This window comes from Paenibacillus oralis (genome assembly GCF_003863965.1).
Lineage (GTDB): Bacteria > Bacillota > Bacilli > Paenibacillales > Paenibacillaceae > Fontibacillus > Fontibacillus oralis.
On sequence record NZ_RRCN01000001.1, the window covers coordinates 2,096,992 to 2,116,493 of the forward strand.

The window sequence follows — 19,502 nt, forward strand, 5'->3', positions numbered from 1 at the left end:
ATCGTCGAAGGAAATGCAAGTGGTAATTCCTAACATGGATAAAAATTCGCAGCAGACTAACGCTGGCTTATTATGCGCCGGCCCATTTCAGCAGAATCATCCGCCCCGAGACGACGCCGTGCGCTCAGTCGCGTTCAAAAAAATGGGCGGCCGTATTTTTAAACAATGGAGAGGGGACGTCCAGTAAGCCTTCGCCTCCAAGGAGCGAATTGCTGCGCTTCCGGCTCGATTTTTTTAACTCTATAGCGTATAAAATATCGGGCAAGGTAGAGGGCGAGGCGCAGGTAGAGAGGGGAGGAGAAGGGGGACCTGGAGGGGGCTAAGGGACACCAGAGCCTTTATTTGCGAAAAAACGGAGGTTTGCAAAATGTAACGGACACAGAAGACCTTATTTACCTTAAATCGGCCTGGATGAACGGGTTTTGAGCGAAATAGGGTAGTTTGTGTCCGTTAGCCTGGGAAATACCCGGGAAATGGGCGGATAAGGTCGCTGGTGTCCGTTAGAACAATGTCCACTGGATTAGACTACAGATTGGAAAGGGCCGAGGTGCTCGCCGCTACTGTTCATGAAAGAAGGGAAGGGTTACTCAAATATCCGGCATTATTGGAGGTCGCCCTGGTTGTTTTTCTTTTTTTGCTCAAGGGTAAGGACTGCGGTGTCTACGGCTTCTTGTCCCTTGACTTCCACCTCGGCAAGAGCTTCATCCAAGGTTATTTCATTTTGCAGAAGCTTGTCCAATACGACTTGAGCAGCATCCTGAAAGGCATCGAGAATCTCGGCATCGACTTGGGTATACAGGTCGGTATAATTGGGATTTGCTTTAAGGGTGTAAAGAGGAGATAAATCATGATCCCCAACCTGCTCCACGTACTCGGTTACGGCAGGCAATCCATAATTCGGCTGGTTCTTGGCCAATAGTTGGCTGTTTACCGAATCTCCAGCAATAAATTTAACAAGTTTCATCGCTTCGGCTCCGTGTTCTGTGCTTGAGGAAACGCCGAAAAAGTCGAACATTTCGTAGAAATTCATATAATCTGGATTTAAAGGATCAACCGGAGCTGTAACCATTCCCCAGTCGATTAAGGTAGCATCTTCAAAATGGGAGAACGGCTCAAAATTATAGGCAAGAGCATTGGAACTAACGGTCATAGCGGCATTTTCAGTTAAAAACTTGGGGTGTTCCATCGAATCGGCTTCTTCTCCCTGATCATAAACCACTCCGGCACGAAAAGCTTTCACCGCGGCGGTCCAGATTGACTTCCATTTATCCGTATTCATCGTGACTTTCATGGTTTTTGGATCGAGATAAGTCAGGTTTTCCGTTTCGCCCGCTTTTAAAATAAAGTTCATGGTGACATTGCGATAGTAATTCATTTGGATTCCATAAAGGGGTTCCCCTTGATCATCTTCTGTCGGGAACCGTTCGGCTAATGCAAACACCTCTTCCCAAGTCATTCCATTCCGGGGATAAGGGATATGATAAGCATCAAATAGCTTCTTGTTATAGTAAAGCGCCTCGCTATGAAAAGTAGGTGGAAGAGCATAATACTGGCCGTTGTCCGACGCGGCTTCCAAAAGTGACGTAACAATCGGAGAAAGATCACCTGATTCCGTTCCATTGGTTAATGGGGGAGAAATCGGCTTTAAAATCCCCTTTTCAATAGCCATCTTATACTGCTCCAAACCATTTATGTAAATAACATCCGCTTCACGATCCCAACCCGTTTCTTCGGATACCGGATCACTTGGAATCACTTGAACATCGATATTGGGATACTTGTTTTCGAAAGCATAACCAAAATTAACATAAAATTGCTTGGCGGACGGATAAGCAACTTTGAGAATCACGGGATCCTCAGGCTGACGCGTTTGGCAGCTTGATAAGAGGATTGTTACGAGCAGCAAGCATAATAATATCCGAATTTTTCTGAGCATATCTAGTTCCCCTTTGTGAAAGAAGGGTGGGATGCCCCACCCTAACGATTACCATTCATCCGATGCATAATCTTGAGCGTACTTGCCGCCTGAAAAATAAGTTCTCGACGCTGTGTTCAAGCTGTACGATCCGGAATCGGAGTATACGCCATCTTTCGTGTACCAGGCAGCTTCGGAATTTCTTTTCGTGGTTGATGACGACCCGGATTCCTTTTTACTACCGGACTGATAAAATGTACCTTGTACAGTCAACTTTGTCATTTTTGTGTTAGATGTCGTAGCGTACGATTTCCCTCTAACCTTACCGTCATAATTTTGACTTGAACCAATATAAGCATATGTGTCCACATTAGGGTCCGGAGTATCAATGTCCTCAGCAAAGGTAGGAATAGCTACTGCCAAAAAAAGAGCCGCCGTTAAAGAAACAATCACTGTTTTTTTCATTAGTACTTACCTCCCATTAATTTTGTGGAACTACAAGCTTAAGCATAAGGTAACCTCTATCCTCCTCTTAATTTTTTTATTTGCCTAATTGGGCGTATTCTGGATGCCTTTTATGTAAAGGGAGCATCAGAATGCCCCATTTACAACATGACTCCTAAAACAACCCATTCCCCTTACTGACTTAATTCGCTTGGTATTTCATCTAAAACTTGCTGAACCGTTTTATTGCCGGATACGATTTGATCGACGGATTCATTAATAAGGTTATAGATTTGATCAGGAACAACATTGTTTTTCTCTATGGGCTGCAGCTTGTAGAATGCCTCAAAATTTCTGTCACGATCCCCTAAGGAAGTATAAGAGGCTAACGAAGAGAAGCCGTATACGGAGCGGTATTCCCACTCCGCGACTTTGCCGGACATGAAAAATTGAATCAGCTCCCAGGCGGCATCAGCTTGTGATGAAGTGCTGGGAATAGACCAGAGTCCCCCTAGCGAAACATGGTGACTGGATTGGGGAGAAGCAGGATTGACTGGCATGGTAACCAGTTTCCATTTTAGTTCGGAGCCTTGCTGCTCTAAACTGTTAATATCCTCGTAATTAACAACAGCCATTGCATAATTTTCTGAAATGAAGGAATTTTTGTTAATGTCGTTAAAGGCAATATTTCCTCGTTGTAATGGTTCCTTGACTAGCTCAAGAATTTTTGTCCATGAAGGGTTGTTTAAAGTAATTTGTTTCCTCTGCTCATCGTAAACATGAAGATTTTCGGTTTGGCCTATGTCGATTAACCAATCGGCTGTGGACGGATAGGGTAGGGACAACCCTTTTGGAAACCGGTTAGCCAAAACAATAATATCTTCCCATGTCATCTGTTCTGTGGGGTAGTCCACGCCGTATTGATCAAAAAGCTGTTGGTTATACACCAAAGCGCTGCCGTAAAAAGTAGGAGGCAATCCGTACAGTTTACCGTTGCCATATTGTTTCGTTAAATCTACGATACTCGGCACCATATTTTCCAAAGGGAATGAATCTCGATCTATATAGTTGTCGAAGGGTTGAAGTAATCCGTTATTTATAGCCAGCTGAAATTGATTTGAAGGCAAATAAATCAAATCCACATCATTGTTTTTCGCCCATTCGCTTACAGTTATTTTTCTTCTTAAGATATCGCTTGTTGGAACGATGGTATACTGTAAATTCGGATATTCCAGTGCTAGTAGAGAAGCGTATCTATCATCAAAGTGTTGCTCAGAAAAATAGCCGATGTTTAATTTGACCACCTCTTTATTTTCCAGGGGTGACGGTTTCTCGGTACAACTAGATAAAATCGTCAAATTTAAAGCAAGAAAAAGTAATAGAAAGCTGCGCAACTTTAATAACCTCACTTCCAATAAATCCTATTATTATCACTATTTATACTAATACTAAAAATATTTACTGTAAACTGGTTGCCAATAATTAAATCTATCAAAAATGTGACAATTTAAAAATTTTAACAAACTGCTTTCTTTCCATATACGAGGTACGAATAGAGCGAATTTTTATTGGTAAAACAGAATAGGAGCCAGGCAAAGTATCGCTCTGCATTCTACAAAAACGGCTTATTATGTTCATTACCGTATAACCATACCAAACTTTGAGAATTCTACGGACGTCAGGCTTGCAACCACGCTAAAAATTGGTTAAAATAACGGTGGGACTTAAAAAGTTAACCCGGGACATTTTAAGGCCAAGGAGTTGGGAAGAAGAAGGAGCTTGCAGGAATGGAGATCATGCGTAACCTTTTGGAAATTCAGAAGCAGCTTCTGCCTGATCTCATGGACATTCTCAAGAAAAGGTACACCATACTTCATCAGATCATGTTATCTGACGTAATTGGCCGCAGAACCTTGGCAACTTCACTGGATATGACGGAGCGTGTGTTGCGGGCCGAAACGGATCTTCTGAAGGCTCAGGGCCTGATTGAAATCGAGAATATCGGCATGAGAATCAGCGATGCGGGCAAGCTTCTGCTTGAGGAACTGGAGCCGGTGGTCAAGGAATTGTTTGGCCTCGCCAATTTGGAAGAAGCGATTCGTCAGAGCTACGGGCTGCGCAAAGTCGTGGTCGTCCCCGGAGATTGCGACGCTTCGCCGTTGGTGAAGCGGGAACTGGGGCGCGCGGGAGCCAGGGCGCTCTTAAGCTCCATGAATGAGGGCGACGGGGTTGCCGTTACCGGCGGAACGACGCTGGCGGAGGTGGCGGAGCAACTGAATCCGCCGCATAACCTGACGATGAAGGACAGCTGGTTTGTGCCTGCCCGCGGTGGATTGGGCGAAAGTCTGGAAATCCAGGCGAACACGATCGCTTCCGGGATGGCGAAACGGGTGGGGGCAGGTTACCGCCTGCTGCACGTACCTGATTTGCTCGGCAAGGAAGCGTACGAATCGCTTGTCCACGATCCGAATATCGAGGACATCGTCAATATGATCCGGCAAGCGCGAATCGTGGTGCACGGCATCGGCGACGCGATGGAGATGGCGCGGCGGCGCAAGCTGGAGCCGCAGGTGACCGAACAAATCCGGAAGGAAGGCGCGGTCGCGGAATCATTTGGTTATTATTTTAATGAAGACGGCGTCGTCGTTCACAAAATGCGGACTCTAGGCCTTCGTCTGGAGGACATCATGAAGACGGAAACCGTGATCGGGATTGCCGGGGGCAAAAGCAAAGCCAAGGCGATTCACGCCGTGCTGCGTTTTGGCCAGGAGGACATCCTCGTCATCGACGAGGCCGCCGCGGTGGAGATCGTAACCCAGCTTGAGCAGGGTGACAAGCAAGAAATCAAGTGAAGCTAATGATGTTTACTCATGGCGGGCTTTTTAGCCTGTCTTGAATAATAAAAAAACCAACACTAGGAGGAACTATTCATGAGTGTAAAAGTAGGTATTAACGGTTTCGGACGTATCGGACGCCTGGCTTTCCGCCGCATTCAAAACGTGGAAGGCATCGAAGTAGTAGCTATCAACGACCTGACGGACGCCAAAATGCTGGCTCACCTGTTGAAATATGATACAACGCAAGGCAAATTCGAAGGCGACATCGAAGTTCATGACGGCTTCTTCAAAGTTAACGGCAAAGAAGTTAAGGTTCTGGCTAACCGCAACCCTGAAGAACTGCCTTGGGGCGAGCTTGGCGTAGACATCGTTCTGGAGTGCACAGGCTTCTTCACAACCAAAGAAAAAGCTGAGCTTCACCTGAAAGGCGGCGCGAAGAAAGTCGTTATCTCCGCTCCGGCTACCGGCGACATGAAAACGGTCGTTTACAACGTTAACCATGAAATCCTGGACGGCTCCGAAACGGTTATCTCCGGCGCTTCCTGTACGACAAACTGCTTGGCTCCTATGGCTAAAGCATTGAACGACAAATTCGGCATCGTAGAAGGTTTGATGACGACGATCCACGCTTACACCGGCGACCAAAACACGCTGGACGCTCCGCACGCGAAAGGCGACTTCCGCCGTGCCCGCGCCGCTGCCGAAAACATCATTCCTAACACGACCGGTGCAGCTAAAGCAATCGGCCTCGTAATTCCTGAACTGCAAGGCAAACTGGACGGCGCCGCTCAACGCGTGCCTGTACCGACCGGTTCCCTGACTGAACTCGTTACCGTGCTGAAAACCAAGGTTACTGCCGATGAAGTGAACGCTGCTATGAAAGCCGCTTCCGATTCTGAAACTTACGGTTACACGGAAGACGAAATCGTATCTTCGGACATCAAAGGCATGACTTTCGGTTCCCTGTTCGACGCTACTCAAACGAAAGTACTGACTGTGGGCGACCAACAGCTCGTTAAAACCGTGGCTTGGTACGACAACGAAATGTCCTACACTGCTCAATTGGTTCGTACTTTGGAATACTTCGCAAAGAAAGTTAAGTAATATCCCAGCCAACCTGATATAAATCCTAAAGAGGAGCAACCTGTCAATAGGCCTCCTCTTTGGTCTTGAAGCAAGAACGATATTCACACACACATACTTAAATAAAAATAGAGATACAGATTGACGCTTAGGAGAGAAATCAGAATTATAGCCGTGGATGCGCGGTTTTCGATGCATGGGAGAAGCCTGCGCACACCTTTAGGAGGAACGTGGAGATGAACAAGAAAAGTGTACGTGATGTGGAAGTAACCGGAAAACGCGTATTTGTCCGCGTCGATTTCAACGTGCCGATGCAAGACGGGAAAATTACCGACGATACCCGGATCCGCGAAACGCTGCCGACGATCAACTACTTGATCGAAAAAGGCGCGAAAATCATTCTCGCCAGCCACTTGGGACGTCCGAAAGGTCAAGTGAACGAATCGATGCGCCTTACCCAGGCTGCAGAACGCTTGTCCGAGCTGCTTGGCAAGCCGGTAGCCAAAGCCGATGAAGCGGTTGGCGACGCGGTTAAGGCGAAAGTGGCTCAATTGAACAATGGTGATGTACTGGTGCTGGAAAACGTCCGTTTCTATCCGGGTGAAGAGAAAAACGATCCGGAACTGGCCAAACAATTCGCGGAGCTTGCCGACCTGTTCGTTAATGACGCGTTTGGCGCGGCTCACCGGGCGCATGCGTCGACCGAGGGCATCGCACATTACCTGCCTGCCGTATCCGGCCTGCTGATGGAAAAAGAATTGTCCGTTCTCGGCAAAGCTTTGTCGAACCCGGACCGTCCTTTCACGGCGATTATCGGCGGATCGAAGGTTAAAGACAAAATCGACGTTATCGACAACCTGCTGAACATCGCGGACAACGTGCTGATCGGCGGCGGTCTGGCCTATACGTTCTTCAAAGCGCAAGGTTATGAAATCGGACAATCGCTGCTGGATGACAGCAAACTGGATGTTGCGCTCGGCTTCATCGAGAAAGCGAAAAAGCTCGGCAAGAAGTTCTTGCTTCCGGTTGACGTAATCATAGCCGACGATTTCAGCGCCACGGCCAACCACAAAGCAGTTGACATCGACAGCATTCCGGCCGATTGGGAAGGCGTGGACATCGGACCGAAAACGCGCGCATTGTATGCGGACATCATTAAAAACTCCAAACTGGTCGTTTGGAACGGACCGATGGGCGTATTCGAAATCGATATCTTCGCGAACGGGACGAAGGAAGTAGCCGAAGCTTGCGCAGAGACGAAAGGTTACACAATCATCGGCGGTGGCGATTCCGCAGCGGCAGCCGAGAAGTTCAACCTGGCGTCGAAAATGGACCACATCTCCACCGGCGGCGGCGCGTCCCTCGAATTCATGGAAGGCAAGGCGCTTCCAGGCGTTGTAGCATTGAACGACAAGTAAGACGTCAAAAAATGATGAATTGAACTACCTTTAAGATGAATTGAACTACCTTTAAGATGAATTGTTCAAAAATCGGGTTTTCAGCACCGAGAAGGTTGGATGAAGCTAGGGACTGAGGAGCGGAGCGTACGTTTTGGGTACGTGAGCACCGGAAGGGCCGGCTGAATTCAAGATTCGATGCCGAATAAACTTCGTGGTTAACTTCGTGATCAAAAGCTGATTTTTGAACTACCCTTAAGAAGTGAAGGAGTTGACTCCATGAGAACACCTGTAATTGCCGGGAACTGGAAGATGTTTAAGACGGTTTCCGAAGCAAAAGCTTTTTTTGAAGAGGTAAAAGGGAAAGCGGAAGTTGCGGGCGTCGAGAGCGTGATTTGCGCTCCGTTCACCAACCTTCCGGCTTTGGTGGAAGCCGCAAAAGGAACGTCGATCAAAATCGGCGCGCAAAACATGCATTTTGAAGACGAAGGTGCCTTCACCGGCGAAATCAGCGGACGTATGCTGAAAGAACTCGGCGTGGACTACGTCATCATCGGGCATTCCGAGCGCCGGGCTTATTTTGGCGAAACCGACGAGATCGTAAACAAAAAGATTCATGCCGCGTTCAAACACGGTTTGACTCCGATTCCTTGTGTCGGCGAAAAACTTGAAGAGCGGGAAGCCGGCAAAACGAAGGACGTCGTAAAGGTGCAAACCGAGGCGGCGCTCCAAGGGCTGACTGCAGAGCAAGCGGCGCAGGTCGTTATTGCGTATGAGCCCATCTGGGCCATCGGCACTGGGAAATCGTCCACATCCGCGGACGCGAACGAGGTCATTTCCTACATCCGCAGCCTGGTTAAAGGATTGTACGGCGACGATGTAGCCGGCAAAATCCGCATTCAATACGGCGGCAGCGTGAAGCCGGAGAACGTGAAGGAATATATGAGCCAAAGCGACATCGACGGCGCGCTCGTCGGCGGTGCCAGCCTGCAGCCGGCTTCCTATGTTCAACTCGTTGAGGGGGCGAAGTAAGTGGCTGCTCCAAAACCTGTAGCATTGATCATCATGGACGGCTTCGGACTTCGCGATACGGTGGAAGGCAACGCTGTGGCGCAAGCCCATAAGCCGAACTACGACCGTTATCTGAAGCAGTATCCGAACACGACTCTGACGGCCAGCGGCGAAGCGGTAGGTTTGCCGGAAGGCCAAATGGGGAACTCCGAAGTCGGACACCTGAACATCGGAGCCGGCCGGATCGTGTACCAGGACTTGACCCGGATTTCCAAATCGATTCGCGAAGGCGAATTTTTCGACAACGAAACGTTGGTGAATGCGGTTCGCAGCGCCAAATCCAAAGGCAAGAAACTCCATCTGTACGGGCTTTTGTCCGACGGCGGCGTGCACAGCCACATTAACCATTTGTTCGCGATGCTCGACCTGGCCAAAAAAGAAGATATGCACGATGTATACGTGCATGCTTTCCTGGATGGCCGCGACGTGGCGCCGGACAGCGCGAAAGGCTTCCTGGAGAAGCTGATCGCCAAGATGAACGAAGTCGGCATCGGCAAAATCGCTACGGTGCAAGGCCGTTACTACGCGATGGACCGCGACAAACGCTGGGACCGCGTGGAGAAATCGTACCGGGCTATGGTTTATGCCGAAGGGCCGAAATATACGGACCCGATCAAGGCTGTCACCGAGTCTTACGAGAAATCGGTATTTGACGAATTCGTCATGCCGACCGTGATCGTCGACGACAAAGGCGAGCCGGTTGCACAGGTGGAATCCGGCGATTCCGTCGTCTTCCTGAACTTCCGTCCGGACCGGGCGATTCAGCTGTCCAACGTATTCACGAACAAGGATTTCCAAGGCTTCGACCGCGGACCGAAATTCCCGACGGACCTGCACTTCGTGTGCTTGACTCTGTTCGCGGAATCGGTTCAGGGCTACGTAGCCTACAAGCCGAAGGATCTCGACAACACGTTTGGCGAAGTGCTCGTGCAGCACGGCAAGAAGCAGCTGCGCATCGCCGAAACGGAAAAATATCCGCACGTGACGTTTTTCTTCAGCGGCGGCCGCGACGTCGAGCTTCCGGGCGAAACGCGCATCCTGATCAATTCGCCGAAGGTCGCAACCTATGATCTCAAGCCGGAAATGAGCGCATATGAAGTCGCCGAGGCTTGCGTGAAAGAGATCGAAGCGGATAAACACGACGCGATCATTTTGAACTTTGCCAATCCGGACATGGTGGGCCACTCCGGCATGCTGGAGCCGACGAAGAAAGCGGTCGAAGTGACCGACGAATGCGTCGGCAAAGTGGTTGACGCCGTCAAGGCGAAAGGCGGAGTTGTCGTCATCATCGCCGACCACGGCAACGCCGACATGGTGTTCGACGAGCAGGGCCGTCCTTTCACCGCGCATACGACCTTCCCGGTTCCGTTTATCGTGACCGACGAAAACGTCGTGTTGCGCGATAAAGGCATCCTCGCTGACGTAGCGCCAACGCTGCTTGACCTGATGGGCCTGCCGCAGCCGCCGGAAATGACCGGCCAATCGATGATCGCCAGCCGCAAGGCATAAGCCAAACCGTATAACAAGCTGTATAATTAAAATATTAAATTAAGATGCGTGTTCAAAAAGGCCGGTTTTCAGCACCGAGTCACTTCTTGATTCACTTCGTGATCAAAAGCGGACTTTTTGAACTACCTCTAAAAAAGGAGACTGTATACCCATGACAATTATTTCTGAAGTATACGCACGCGAAGTCCTTGACTCCCGCGGCAACCCTACGGTTGAAGTTGAAGTTTACCTTGAGTCCGGCGCCATCGGACGCGCCATCGTTCCTTCCGGCGCTTCCACCGGCGCGCACGAAGCTGTTGAGCTTCGCGACGGCGACAAATCCCGTTACCTGGGCAAAGGCGTATTGAAAGCCGTTGAGAACGTCAACGAAATCATCGCGCCTGAAGTAATCGGCATGGACGCCCTGGATCAAATCGGCATCGACAAATTGATGATCACTTTGGACGGCACGCCGAACAAAGGCAAACTTGGCGCCAACGCCATCCTGGCGGTTTCCATGGCCGTTGCCCGCGCAGCCGCTGACGCTCTGGACCTGCCGCTGTACGCATACCTTGGCGGATTCAACGCGAAGCAGCTTCCGGTTCCGATGATGAACATCGTAAACGGCGGTGCGCATGCCGACAACAACGTCGACGTGCAAGAGTTCATGATCCTGCCTGTAGGCGCTCCTTCCTTCAAGGAAGCTCTGCGTACCGGTGCGGAAATTTTCCACAACCTGAAATCCGTGTTGAAGGACAAAGGCCTGAACACCGCGGTTGGCGACGAAGGCGGCTTCGCTCCGAACTTCACTTCCAACGAAGACGCGTTGTCCTCGATCATGGAAGCTATCACCAAAGCCGGCTACACTCCGGGTAAAGACGTATTCCTGGGTATGGACGTCGCTTCCACCGAGTTCTTCAAAGATGGCAAATACCACCTGGAAGGCGAAGGCAAATCCTTTACTTCCGCGGAATTCGTTGACCTGCTCGCTTCCTGGGTAGACAAATACCCGATCATCACGATCGAAGACGGCTGTGCCGAAGACGATTGGGAAGGCTGGAAACTGCTCACGCAAAAACTGGGCAACAAAATCCAACTCGTCGGTGACGACCTGTTCGTAACCAACACCGAACGTCTGGAAAAAGGCATCAATGAAGGCATCGGCAACTCGATCCTGATCAAAGTAAACCAAATCGGTACGCTGACCGAAACGTTCGACGCGATCGAAATGGCGAAACGCGCCGGCTATACGGCTGTCGTATCCCACCGTTCCGGCGAATCCGAAGACAGCACGATCGCCGATATCGCCGTGGCTACGAACGCCGGCCAAATCAAAACCGGTGCTCCTTCCCGTACGGACCGGATCGCCAAGTACAACCAATTGCTCCGCATCGAAGACCAATTGGCCGATTTGGCTCAGTACAACGGCTTGAAATCTTTCTACAACCTGAAACACTAATCGCATAAGTTGCGAAAAGACCCGCCGAATCGATCGGCGGGTCTTTTTGTTCACCATATAGAATTTATGGGGGCTAAGGGACACCAGAGCCGTTATTTGCGGAAAAACGGAGGTTTGAAAAATGTAACGGACACAGAAGACCCTATTTACCTCAAATCGGCCTGGATGAACGGGTTTAGAGCGAAATAGGGCCATGTGTGTCCGTTAGGCTGGGAAATACCCGGGAAATGGGCGGATAAGGTCGCTGGTGTCCGTTAGAGCAACGTCTACTGGATGTAGACTACAGATTGAAAGGGCCGAGGGACTCGACGCTACTGTTCATGAAAAAAAGGGAAGATTACTCAAAGAACAGAAGAGGGAATGGAAACCCATCCCTCCAATCGCTCCAAAGTAGAAGTCAGAGCCAATAAAGGACGCCGTCAGGCGTTTTTCTTATCAAATCTGGATTTCTTCGTGATTCCAGCGCAAAGCAAATTTGCGGAGCGGCTTAATGACGAAAAGGTCCATAGCCAAAATCGCCACGATACTCACGAACGTCCAGGCGAACACTTTGGCGGTGTCCAGGTTCACTCGCGCAAAAGCGAGCGAGTAACCGATCCCGTTGTCGGAGCCGAGCAGCTCCGCCATGATCGTTGTCCGGACGGCGGACCCTGCGGCCAGTGAAACGGCCGTAAAAATCGGCACGGCCAGTCCAGGAATGACGATATGACGCAGTTTTTTCATAGGACCGATTTGATAAACCTCGGCCATTTGCAAGAGCTGCCGGTCAATCCCGCGCCATCCGTCGGCCGTGTTGAGGTAGATGCTTGGGAAAACCAATAAAGAGACCACAAATACGGGCACCGTCGCTCCCGTGCCGAACCAGACCATGGCAAGCACTACGAGAATGATCGGCGGAATGCCCATGAGCAGGGATAGGACGGGGCGCACCGCCTCGTAAACGATGCTGAAAATTCCCGCCAGCAGCCCGGCGGCAATCCCCGCGGCCGTTCCGCAGAAGAAACCGGCCAGCATCCGGCCTCCCGAAGTCAGCAGCTGCCGGGCCAATTCGCCGCTGCGCGCCATTTGCACAAGCGACCGCAGCGTATCCAAGGGCGAAGCGAACAAAATGTCCGGCAGGGATAAAGAAATCCACTGCCAGACGCCGATGATGACGAGCACGGCTAAGCATTTTACCCCAAGCGAGCGTTTGCCCGGTTTATTTATCGTAATAGAACGCATCATCCGGCAGCTTGCCTCCTATGATGTCGGGGGAAAGCGAAGATAGTTCGGTGAAGAAAAACTCCAATTCCTCCTTCGCGTCCTTGGCGGAGACGAATTCAAGATTCAGGGAAGGGATCAACGATGCAATGAACGCCGGCTCCAATCCTTCCTGGTACTCGGCCATCATTTTCGCGGCTTCGTCCGGGTGTTGATTCAGAAAAGTCACCGATTCTTGAAATTGCCGTTGCAGGCTTTCCACCAGTTCCGGCTGATTCTTCACCAGTTCGCCCGACACCAGAATGCCGGCTTGAGGAATTCTGGCCGGTTTTCCGGTCGCTTTCGCCCATTCCTCTTGCAAACTCATGATTTTGGCCGTTCCCTCGACTTTCTGTACGGCCATCGTGGCCAGGTGCTCCGGAATGACCGCATATTTGGCCTTCCCGGCGGCCATCAGCCCGACCAATTCCTGCGTTCCGGCCACATATTCAATCCGAATGTCTTTCTCCGGGTCAAGGTTGTTTTTACGAAGCAAATAACGGAAGACGAGGTCCGGCATGTCTCCTTTCAGCGGTACGTGGATCGTCTGTCCGCGTAAAGTTTCCCAGCCTCCTCCCGTTTCATTTTCGGGGCCGACGACATAGAGAATACCCCAGACCAGCGTGTTCAGCAGCTTGACGTCCATGCCGCGGTTGTACAAATTGCTGCCGACATAGGTAGGCACGGCGGAAATATCGGCTTGCCCGCTGGAAATTCTGGCGCGCAGCTCATCCGGGGTTTTCCAGGGGGTATAAACAACCTCATCCGCGTAAGCTGCCAGACCTTGATTCTCCAAAATGTTGTAAATCGGTGCCGATATTGTAATCCCCATCGGTCCCTGAACGGTCAGTTGTTGCATTTTTTGGGCTGCCGGTCCGGACGGTTCCCCCGCGGCAGTTCCGGCTGCCGGTTGCTGTTGCCCATTCGCGGCCGGTTCCGCAGGAGCGGCGGGCGTGCCCGAACACCCCGTAAAAATCATGGTTGCGGCAAGGAAAAGCGCCAGCAACGGATAAATGGCGGTAAATATTTTTTTCATCAGAACCTCCTAGGATATTGACATCATCTTGTTTTTAAACTGCCGGATTTGAGCCTCCGTGCGCTCCAGTCTTGGCACAGGGAAAATTTTTTCATTTGCAAAAGTACGGTCCAGCGGCGAAAAGATCAGCACCCTATCCGCCAGCCGCGCCGCCTCCTCGGGGTCGTGCGTCACGTACATTACGCCGATCTCCCGTTCGCCGATCAGCCTTGCCATATCATTCATCAGTTCTCGTTTCAAGGCGGCGTCAAGGGCGGAAAACGGCTCGTCCATCAGAATCATGTCCGGCTCCAGCGCCAACGCCCGGGCGATGGACACGCGCTGCTTCATGCCGCCGGAAAGCTGCCGGGGGTAGCGGTTTTCCGCTTGCTGCAGGCCGACTTTCCGCAGCGTCTCGCCAATGATTCGTTCAACGTCCGATTTATCAGCGGTTTGCAGCACTAACCCAATGTTCTCCCCGGCGGTCCGCCACGGGATGAGCCTTGGTTCTTGAAAGATGTAGCCGATATGATCTGTATGCAGCCGGATGGAGCCGCTATCCGGCTGCGCCAGCCCTGCCGCCAGGTTAAGGAGCGTTGTTTTTCCGCAGCCGGAAGGACCGAGCAGGGCGATTACCTCTCCCCGCTGCAGCCGGCAGGAGAAGCCGGTGAAGACGGACTGGCCGCCATACGTTTTTGCAACATCTGTAAACTCAATCAATGTGGTCATCCGGTAGCCGCTCCGTTAGGCTTTGGTCGAAACGCAGGTGATGTGGCCGTATAAGTCGCTGCTCTCGTCAAACAGGTTTATCAGGTGGAACAGGCGCTGCCGGTCGTCTTCGCTTTGCATCGCATTGGCCAGGATGCGGGTCATGCCTTCCCAGCCTTCGTCGACAATCAGCCCCTTCAAAGACAACAGGGACATGTTGCCCGTAACGCAAACCACCTCGCCAAAGCCCGCTTGGCAAAACAGCTCTTCCCACTTGGCCGCCGTCATGGGCTGGGCGTTAACGTATATCGCTTTGCGCAATTCGTTCAGGCGTTGCTTCACGGCTTCCGTATCCGGTTCTTGCTGCAGCAGCAAATCATGGGTCGCCAGCCGGCCTCCGGGTTTCAGCACCCGCAAGTACTCGGAGACCGCTTGCTGTTTCTGTTCATGGGTCAGCATGGTGAGCATCGCTTCATTAATGACAACGTCGAACGAGTTGTCGGGGAACGGCAGCGCCATGGCGTTGCCGATGACGAGCTGGACTTGTTCCTCGAGGCCGTGCTGTCTAACGTTTTCCTTGGCTTTATCTAAGCTTGGAGCGTGAAGATCAACCCCCGTCACCCGGCAGCCGTAACGAGAGGCGACTTCGATGGCGGTCGTACCCATATTTGGCGCTACTTCGAGCACGTGCGAATGCTCCGTAATCCGACAGGACGTTAAAATTCGCTCGGTTGCGGTTTTACCGCCCGGACGCAGCCTGGTTTTACCAAGGGAAGCCAAAAAAAGATGGCCTGGAGACATATGTGGTTTCAATGTAAAAACACCCCTTTTGTAAAAATATTATTGATATTGATAATCATTATCACTAATATAGCGAATAGAGTACCCTTAACGTGTGAGCTGCGTCACAAACTATACGACAAAGGGGACTGGAGCTGTAGAAAAAGCAGATACAAAGTTAAGACCCGCCCAAGTGATCGGACGGGTCTTTTTTTAAACATGGTTGCTTGTGCAGCGCATATTTCTGTAGAGTTGCCGGTACCGGAGCGGCGATTCCCCCGTGATCTTCCGGAAGAGTGTATGGAAAAATTTCATATCCGCATAACCGACCTGCTCGGCGATTTGTCTCACCGAATCGCTTGTATTCACGAGCAGTTCGCAGCTTTTCAGGATACGGACATGCTGAAGATAATGATTGAACGTTTTACCCGTCGCCTGCTTGAACAGCTTCTGGAATTGCCTCACGCTCATAAAGGTTTGCTCCGACATCATTTCGAGGGTAAGGTGCTCCTGGTAGCGGCAGTTGATGATTTCCAGCGCGTCTTCCATCTTCTCGGAGATGATGGCTGAGGATTTGGAATAGATGCCCGTGTTCGCTTCGCCTGCGAGGCGGCCGATCACGATGAAGATTTGCAGCAGCAGCGATTTGATCAGGACGCGGTAATTGTCCCCCTTGTTATGGAATTCGATATAGGCTTCGTTGAACAGCCGGACAAGACGGTTCCGGTTATCATGAAACTGGAACCAGCAGCCCCCGCCTTCATAGGTTTTTTTCAGCATATCTTGGAGCCGGGCGTCCTGGGAGAGGGAATGAATCAGCTCTTGAAGCGCTTCCATTTTGAATATGCAGTTGCATACTACAAGCGGATGAGACGCCCGGGCCGACAAGGGGCGGAACACATGGAGCGTGCCTACCGGCAGCAGGAACACGTCTCCCTTCTGTACCGGAAAGGATTTTTCTCCGATAAAATGATAGCCTTGTCCTTCCTCGACCAGACATAATTCCACAAAATCGTGGACATGTGCGCGCAGGTGAAAGGCCTCGATCTCCCGATTCAGATAGATGGGGAAATCGTCCTGAAAAAAGCGGGTGCCCGATAACATAAAAACCAAATGGAAGCGCCTCCATTTCATGATGCGATTTTCCGTATGTCCTTTGTCCCAGTTCTACCACAGATTATCCGGAAGTTCAAGAATGTACATCATCCCCCCTCTAAGTGTGCACGATCGCCCTATAAATTCATATCTAAACTCCCCTATACTGTTCTCAACCAGTACTCATCATCCACGACAAACTTAGGGAGTGGGGGGCTAAAAATCAGGGGGGAATTGTACAGTTATGGCTATACACATATCGCGGCTGTTGATTGAGGATGAAGAACGTCCTTTGGCCGTAGGAGCAGATCACCCTAGATTTACTTGGGAATTGGAAGCGGATACGCGGGGGAAGGAACAGTGGAATCAGTCCCAGAGCGCATATCGGGTGCTTGTGGCGGACAGCGAAGAGAAGCTTGCCGAGGATTGCGGAAATATGTGGGACAGCGGTATCGCCGCCGGCGATCAATCCGTCTATATCCCTTATGCCGGAAGACGGCTGGCTCCCGGGTGCCGGTATTACTGCAAAGCTGCCGTGTGGGATAAGCATGGCGTATACTCCGGCTGGAGCAAGATTCACGAATTCGGCACCGCCTTAAGCAAAGAGCAGTGGCTGGGTTCCTGGATCGGGAAAAAAGCGGCCGGGGAAGAGGAGCTTGTGCCGGTCAGCTATATGCGGACCGAGTTCCGGATCGACAAACCGGTCCGCTGCGCATGGCTTTATGCAAGCGCTTTAGGCATGTACGAGGCGAGGCTCAACGGCAAACGGGTGGGCGACCATCAGCTCGCTCCGGGCTGGACGGATTACGGTACCCGCGTGCAATACCAGGTATATGACGTTGCGGAACTGCTGCTTGAAGGGGGGAATGCCTGGGGAGCTCTGCTGGGCACGGGATGGTATGCCGGGAACGTCGGCATGATGGGCGTACGCCGGTATGGGGAAGATCCCCGCTGCCTGATGGAACTCAAGATCGAATACGCAGACGGGAGCAAAGGCAGCTTCTGCACGGACGGAAGCTGGAAGCTGAGCGAAGGTCCGGTTCGCTATTCCGACATGATCAAGGGCGAAAGATACGATGCAAGGTTGGAGCAGAAGGGTTGGGATTGTCCGGGATTTAATGACACGGGCTGGAGCCGTGCGGAGGTGTTCGAGCCCTACGAAGGGCTTGTCGTTCCCCAGAGCGGGCCGCCCGTCCGGGTGATGCAGACGATCGAGCCGGTCCGGCAGAGCGAGACCGGCCGCGGCACCGTCATCTATGACTTCGGACAGAACCTGACCGGCTGGACGGCGCTGGAGGTGACGGGGCCCGAAGGGGCGGTCATTACCGTTAATCATGCGGAGATGCTGGATCCGGGCGGTTCTCTGTACACGCTGAACCTTCGCAGGGCGGTGCAGATTTGCGGGTATGTGCTGGATGGTTCCGGGGAGGTACGCTTTGAACCGCATTTTACCTTCCAGGGATTCCGGTATGCGGAGATAGAGTGCTCTTCGCCGGATATCCGGGTACAGCGTATCACCGCCAAAGTCGTTCATTCTGACACGCCCGCAGCGGGGAAGCTGGAGACGTCCGATCCGCTGGTGAACCGGCTAATCGCGAATATCGTGTGGGGGCAGCGCGGCAATTTTCTGTCCGTACCCATGGATTGCCCTCAACGGGACGAACGTCTCGGCTGGACCGGAGACGCCCAGATTTTCGCGCGCACCGCTTCGTACAACATGAACGTAGCCGGATTCTTCCGTAAATATCTGATGGATGTCTTCGACGCCCAGTCGCCGGATGGGGCGCTGCCGGATGTGGCCCCGGATGCCGGTTGGCACATTTACAAAGGCTTGAGCAGCTCCAAATGGTTCGCCCCGGACAATGCCGGCTGGGGGGATGCGGGCATCATCATTCCTTGGACGTTGTATCTCATGTACGGCGACTTGGAGATTTTGCGGAAGCACTACATTCCGATGCGCCGCTGGATCGACTATTTGCGGGCCAACAGCGAGGGATGCCTCAGGCCCGGCTATGCCGACCATGCGGACTGGCTGTCGATCGGAGCGGACACGCCAAAGGACGTGCTGGCCACCGCTTATTTCGGCTATAGCACCTTCCTGTTCGCCAGGATCGCCGGGCTTGTCGGTAAACAGGCGGATGCGAAGATGTACGGGGAACTGTTCGAGGAGATCCGGGAGGCCTTTATGCGGGCTTACGTATCCGCTGACGGAGTGATTCAGGGGGATACCCAGACCGTCTACTGTATGGCGCTCTGCTTCCATCTCCTGACTCCGGAGCTGCGGCTGAAGGCCGCAAGCAGGCTGGAGCGGCGGATCAAGGACAACGGAAACCGTCTGACTACCGGATTCCTGGGTGTCGGATACCTGCTGCCGGCGTTGTCGGACAGCGGCCGGCCGGACCTGGCGTACAAACTGCTCCATCAGGAGGAATTCCCCTCCTGGCTGTATTCCGTCAAGCATGGCGCCACTACGATTTGGGAGCGGTGGGATGGTTGGACGGAGGAGCGCGGTTTCCAGTCCCCGTCGATGAACTCGTTCAACCACTACTCGCTGGGTTCGGTCGGAGAATGGCTCTACCGCTATGCGGCGGGTCTGGAAGCGGATTGGAGAGCCCCCGGGTTCAAGCATAGCTTGATCGCCCCCGAGCCGGGCGGCAAGCTGACGGGCCTGCGGGCCGAATATGCCTCTCCTTATGGCCTATTGGCAGTAGAGTGGAGGAGAGACGGGGACCGATTGGAATTGAATGTGCGTATTCCGGTGAATACGACGGCTGACATTTACGTTCCGGGAAGGCTGGTTGAAGCGGACGCGATGGCCCGGAAGCTGAAGACGGAAAACGGGAAAACCGTATATGCGGCAGGATCGGGCCGCTACCGGTTTGTCAGCGTCCTCGGGTCGGCCCGAACATGAGCCGGATGGCCCGAACTAAGCTTATGCTTCCGAAGCAAGTTTTGCTCGAAGCTGATTCAG

15 protein-coding genes are annotated in these 19,502 nt (G+C 52.0%); 7 read left to right on the forward strand and 8 right to left on the reverse strand.

Translation table 11 applies throughout. The features are described 5' to 3' along the window. Positions 1–601: 601 nt before the first annotated feature. From EHV15_RS09955 to EHV15_RS09965, 3 genes are all read right to left on the reverse strand, one after another. Positions 602–1,936: an extracellular solute-binding protein gene (locus EHV15_RS09955; protein ID WP_128631054.1), complete on the reverse strand. Its 1,335-nt coding sequence runs from the start codon at positions 1,934–1,936 to the stop codon at positions 602–604. Between the two features lie 48 nt (positions 1,937–1,984). After that, positions 1,985–2,380 (reverse strand): hypothetical protein, encoded by a 396-nt coding sequence (locus EHV15_RS09960; RefSeq protein WP_128631055.1) that lies wholly within the window; start codon positions 2,378–2,380, stop codon positions 1,985–1,987. A gap of 173 nt (positions 2,381–2,553) precedes the next feature. Beyond that, a complete protein-coding gene (locus tag EHV15_RS09965; protein WP_178075810.1) occupies positions 2,554–3,753 on the reverse strand; it encodes an ABC transporter substrate-binding protein in 1,200 nt (399 codons plus the stop codon). Between the two features lie 402 nt (positions 3,754–4,155). On the opposite strand from EHV15_RS09965, the gene EHV15_RS09970 reads away from it, so the two are divergent. The 6 genes from EHV15_RS09970 (at position 4,156) to eno (ending at position 11,694) form a co-directional block, all read left to right on the forward strand. After that, the gene (locus EHV15_RS09970; RefSeq protein ID WP_128635266.1) at positions 4,156–5,211 is read left to right on the forward strand and encodes a sugar-binding transcriptional regulator; all 1,056 of its coding nucleotides are present in this window, start codon (positions 4,156–4,158) and stop codon (positions 5,209–5,211) included. Between the two features lie 78 nt (positions 5,212–5,289). Continuing rightward, complete coding sequence (gene gap / locus EHV15_RS09975) at positions 5,290–6,300, forward strand: type I glyceraldehyde-3-phosphate dehydrogenase (protein WP_128631057.1); 1,011 nt, start codon at positions 5,290–5,292, stop codon at positions 6,298–6,300. A 215-nt stretch (positions 6,301–6,515) separates the two neighbouring features. Next, complete coding sequence (locus tag EHV15_RS09980) at positions 6,516–7,697, forward strand: phosphoglycerate kinase (RefSeq protein ID WP_128631058.1); 1,182 nt, start codon at positions 6,516–6,518, stop codon at positions 7,695–7,697. Positions 7,698–7,955: 258 nt separating this feature from the next. Next, positions 7,956–8,708, forward strand: coding sequence for a triose-phosphate isomerase (gene tpiA / locus EHV15_RS09985; RefSeq protein ID WP_128631059.1), 753 nt, complete (start codon positions 7,956–7,958; stop codon positions 8,706–8,708). Next, positions 8,709–10,256 carry a 2,3-bisphosphoglycerate-independent phosphoglycerate mutase gene (gpmI, locus tag EHV15_RS09990; protein WP_128631060.1) on the forward strand — a complete coding sequence of 516 codons (1,548 nt, stop codon included), beginning with the start codon at positions 8,709–8,711 and terminating at the stop codon, positions 10,254–10,256. Between the two features lie 151 nt (positions 10,257–10,407). Continuing rightward, a complete protein-coding gene (eno, locus tag EHV15_RS09995) occupies positions 10,408–11,694 on the forward strand; it encodes a phosphopyruvate hydratase (RefSeq protein ID WP_128631061.1) in 1,287 nt (428 codons plus the stop codon). Between the two features lie 435 nt (positions 11,695–12,129). Here the strand turns inward: eno and EHV15_RS10000 are convergent, their stop codons facing one another. The 5 genes from EHV15_RS10000 to EHV15_RS10020 all read right to left on the reverse strand — a co-directional run bounded on the left by EHV15_RS10000 (position 12,130) and on the right by EHV15_RS10020 (position 16,540). After that, positions 12,130–12,918: an ABC transporter permease gene (locus EHV15_RS10000; protein WP_128631062.1), complete on the reverse strand. Its 789-nt coding sequence runs from the start codon at positions 12,916–12,918 to the stop codon at positions 12,130–12,132. Continuing rightward, positions 12,893–13,969 carry an ABC transporter substrate-binding protein gene (locus tag EHV15_RS10005; protein ID WP_128631063.1) on the reverse strand — a complete coding sequence of 359 codons (1,077 nt, stop codon included), beginning with the start codon at positions 13,967–13,969 and terminating at the stop codon, positions 12,893–12,895. Before EHV15_RS10005 ends, EHV15_RS10000 begins: the two co-directional genes overlap by 26 nt. Before the next feature lie 9 nt (positions 13,970–13,978). Then, complete coding sequence (locus tag EHV15_RS10010; RefSeq protein WP_128631064.1) at positions 13,979–14,677, reverse strand: ABC transporter ATP-binding protein; 699 nt, start codon at positions 14,675–14,677, stop codon at positions 13,979–13,981. Positions 14,678–14,692: 15 nt separating this feature from the next. Then, positions 14,693–15,469, reverse strand: a complete 777-nt coding sequence (locus EHV15_RS10015; protein WP_246061446.1) for a class I SAM-dependent methyltransferase — start codon at positions 15,467–15,469, stop codon at positions 14,693–14,695. Positions 15,470–15,649: 180 nt separating this feature from the next. Continuing rightward, on the reverse strand, positions 15,650–16,540 hold the full coding sequence (locus EHV15_RS10020; protein WP_246061917.1) for an AraC family transcriptional regulator: 891 nt from the start codon (positions 16,538–16,540) through the stop codon (positions 15,650–15,652). A 235-nt stretch (positions 16,541–16,775) separates the two neighbouring features. Between EHV15_RS10020 and EHV15_RS10025 the strand changes: the two genes are divergently transcribed. Then, entirely contained in the window at positions 16,776–19,442 is a 2,667-nt protein-coding gene (locus EHV15_RS10025; RefSeq protein WP_246061447.1) for an alpha-L-rhamnosidase, read from the forward strand. The last annotated feature ends 60 nt before the right edge of the window (positions 19,443–19,502 follow it).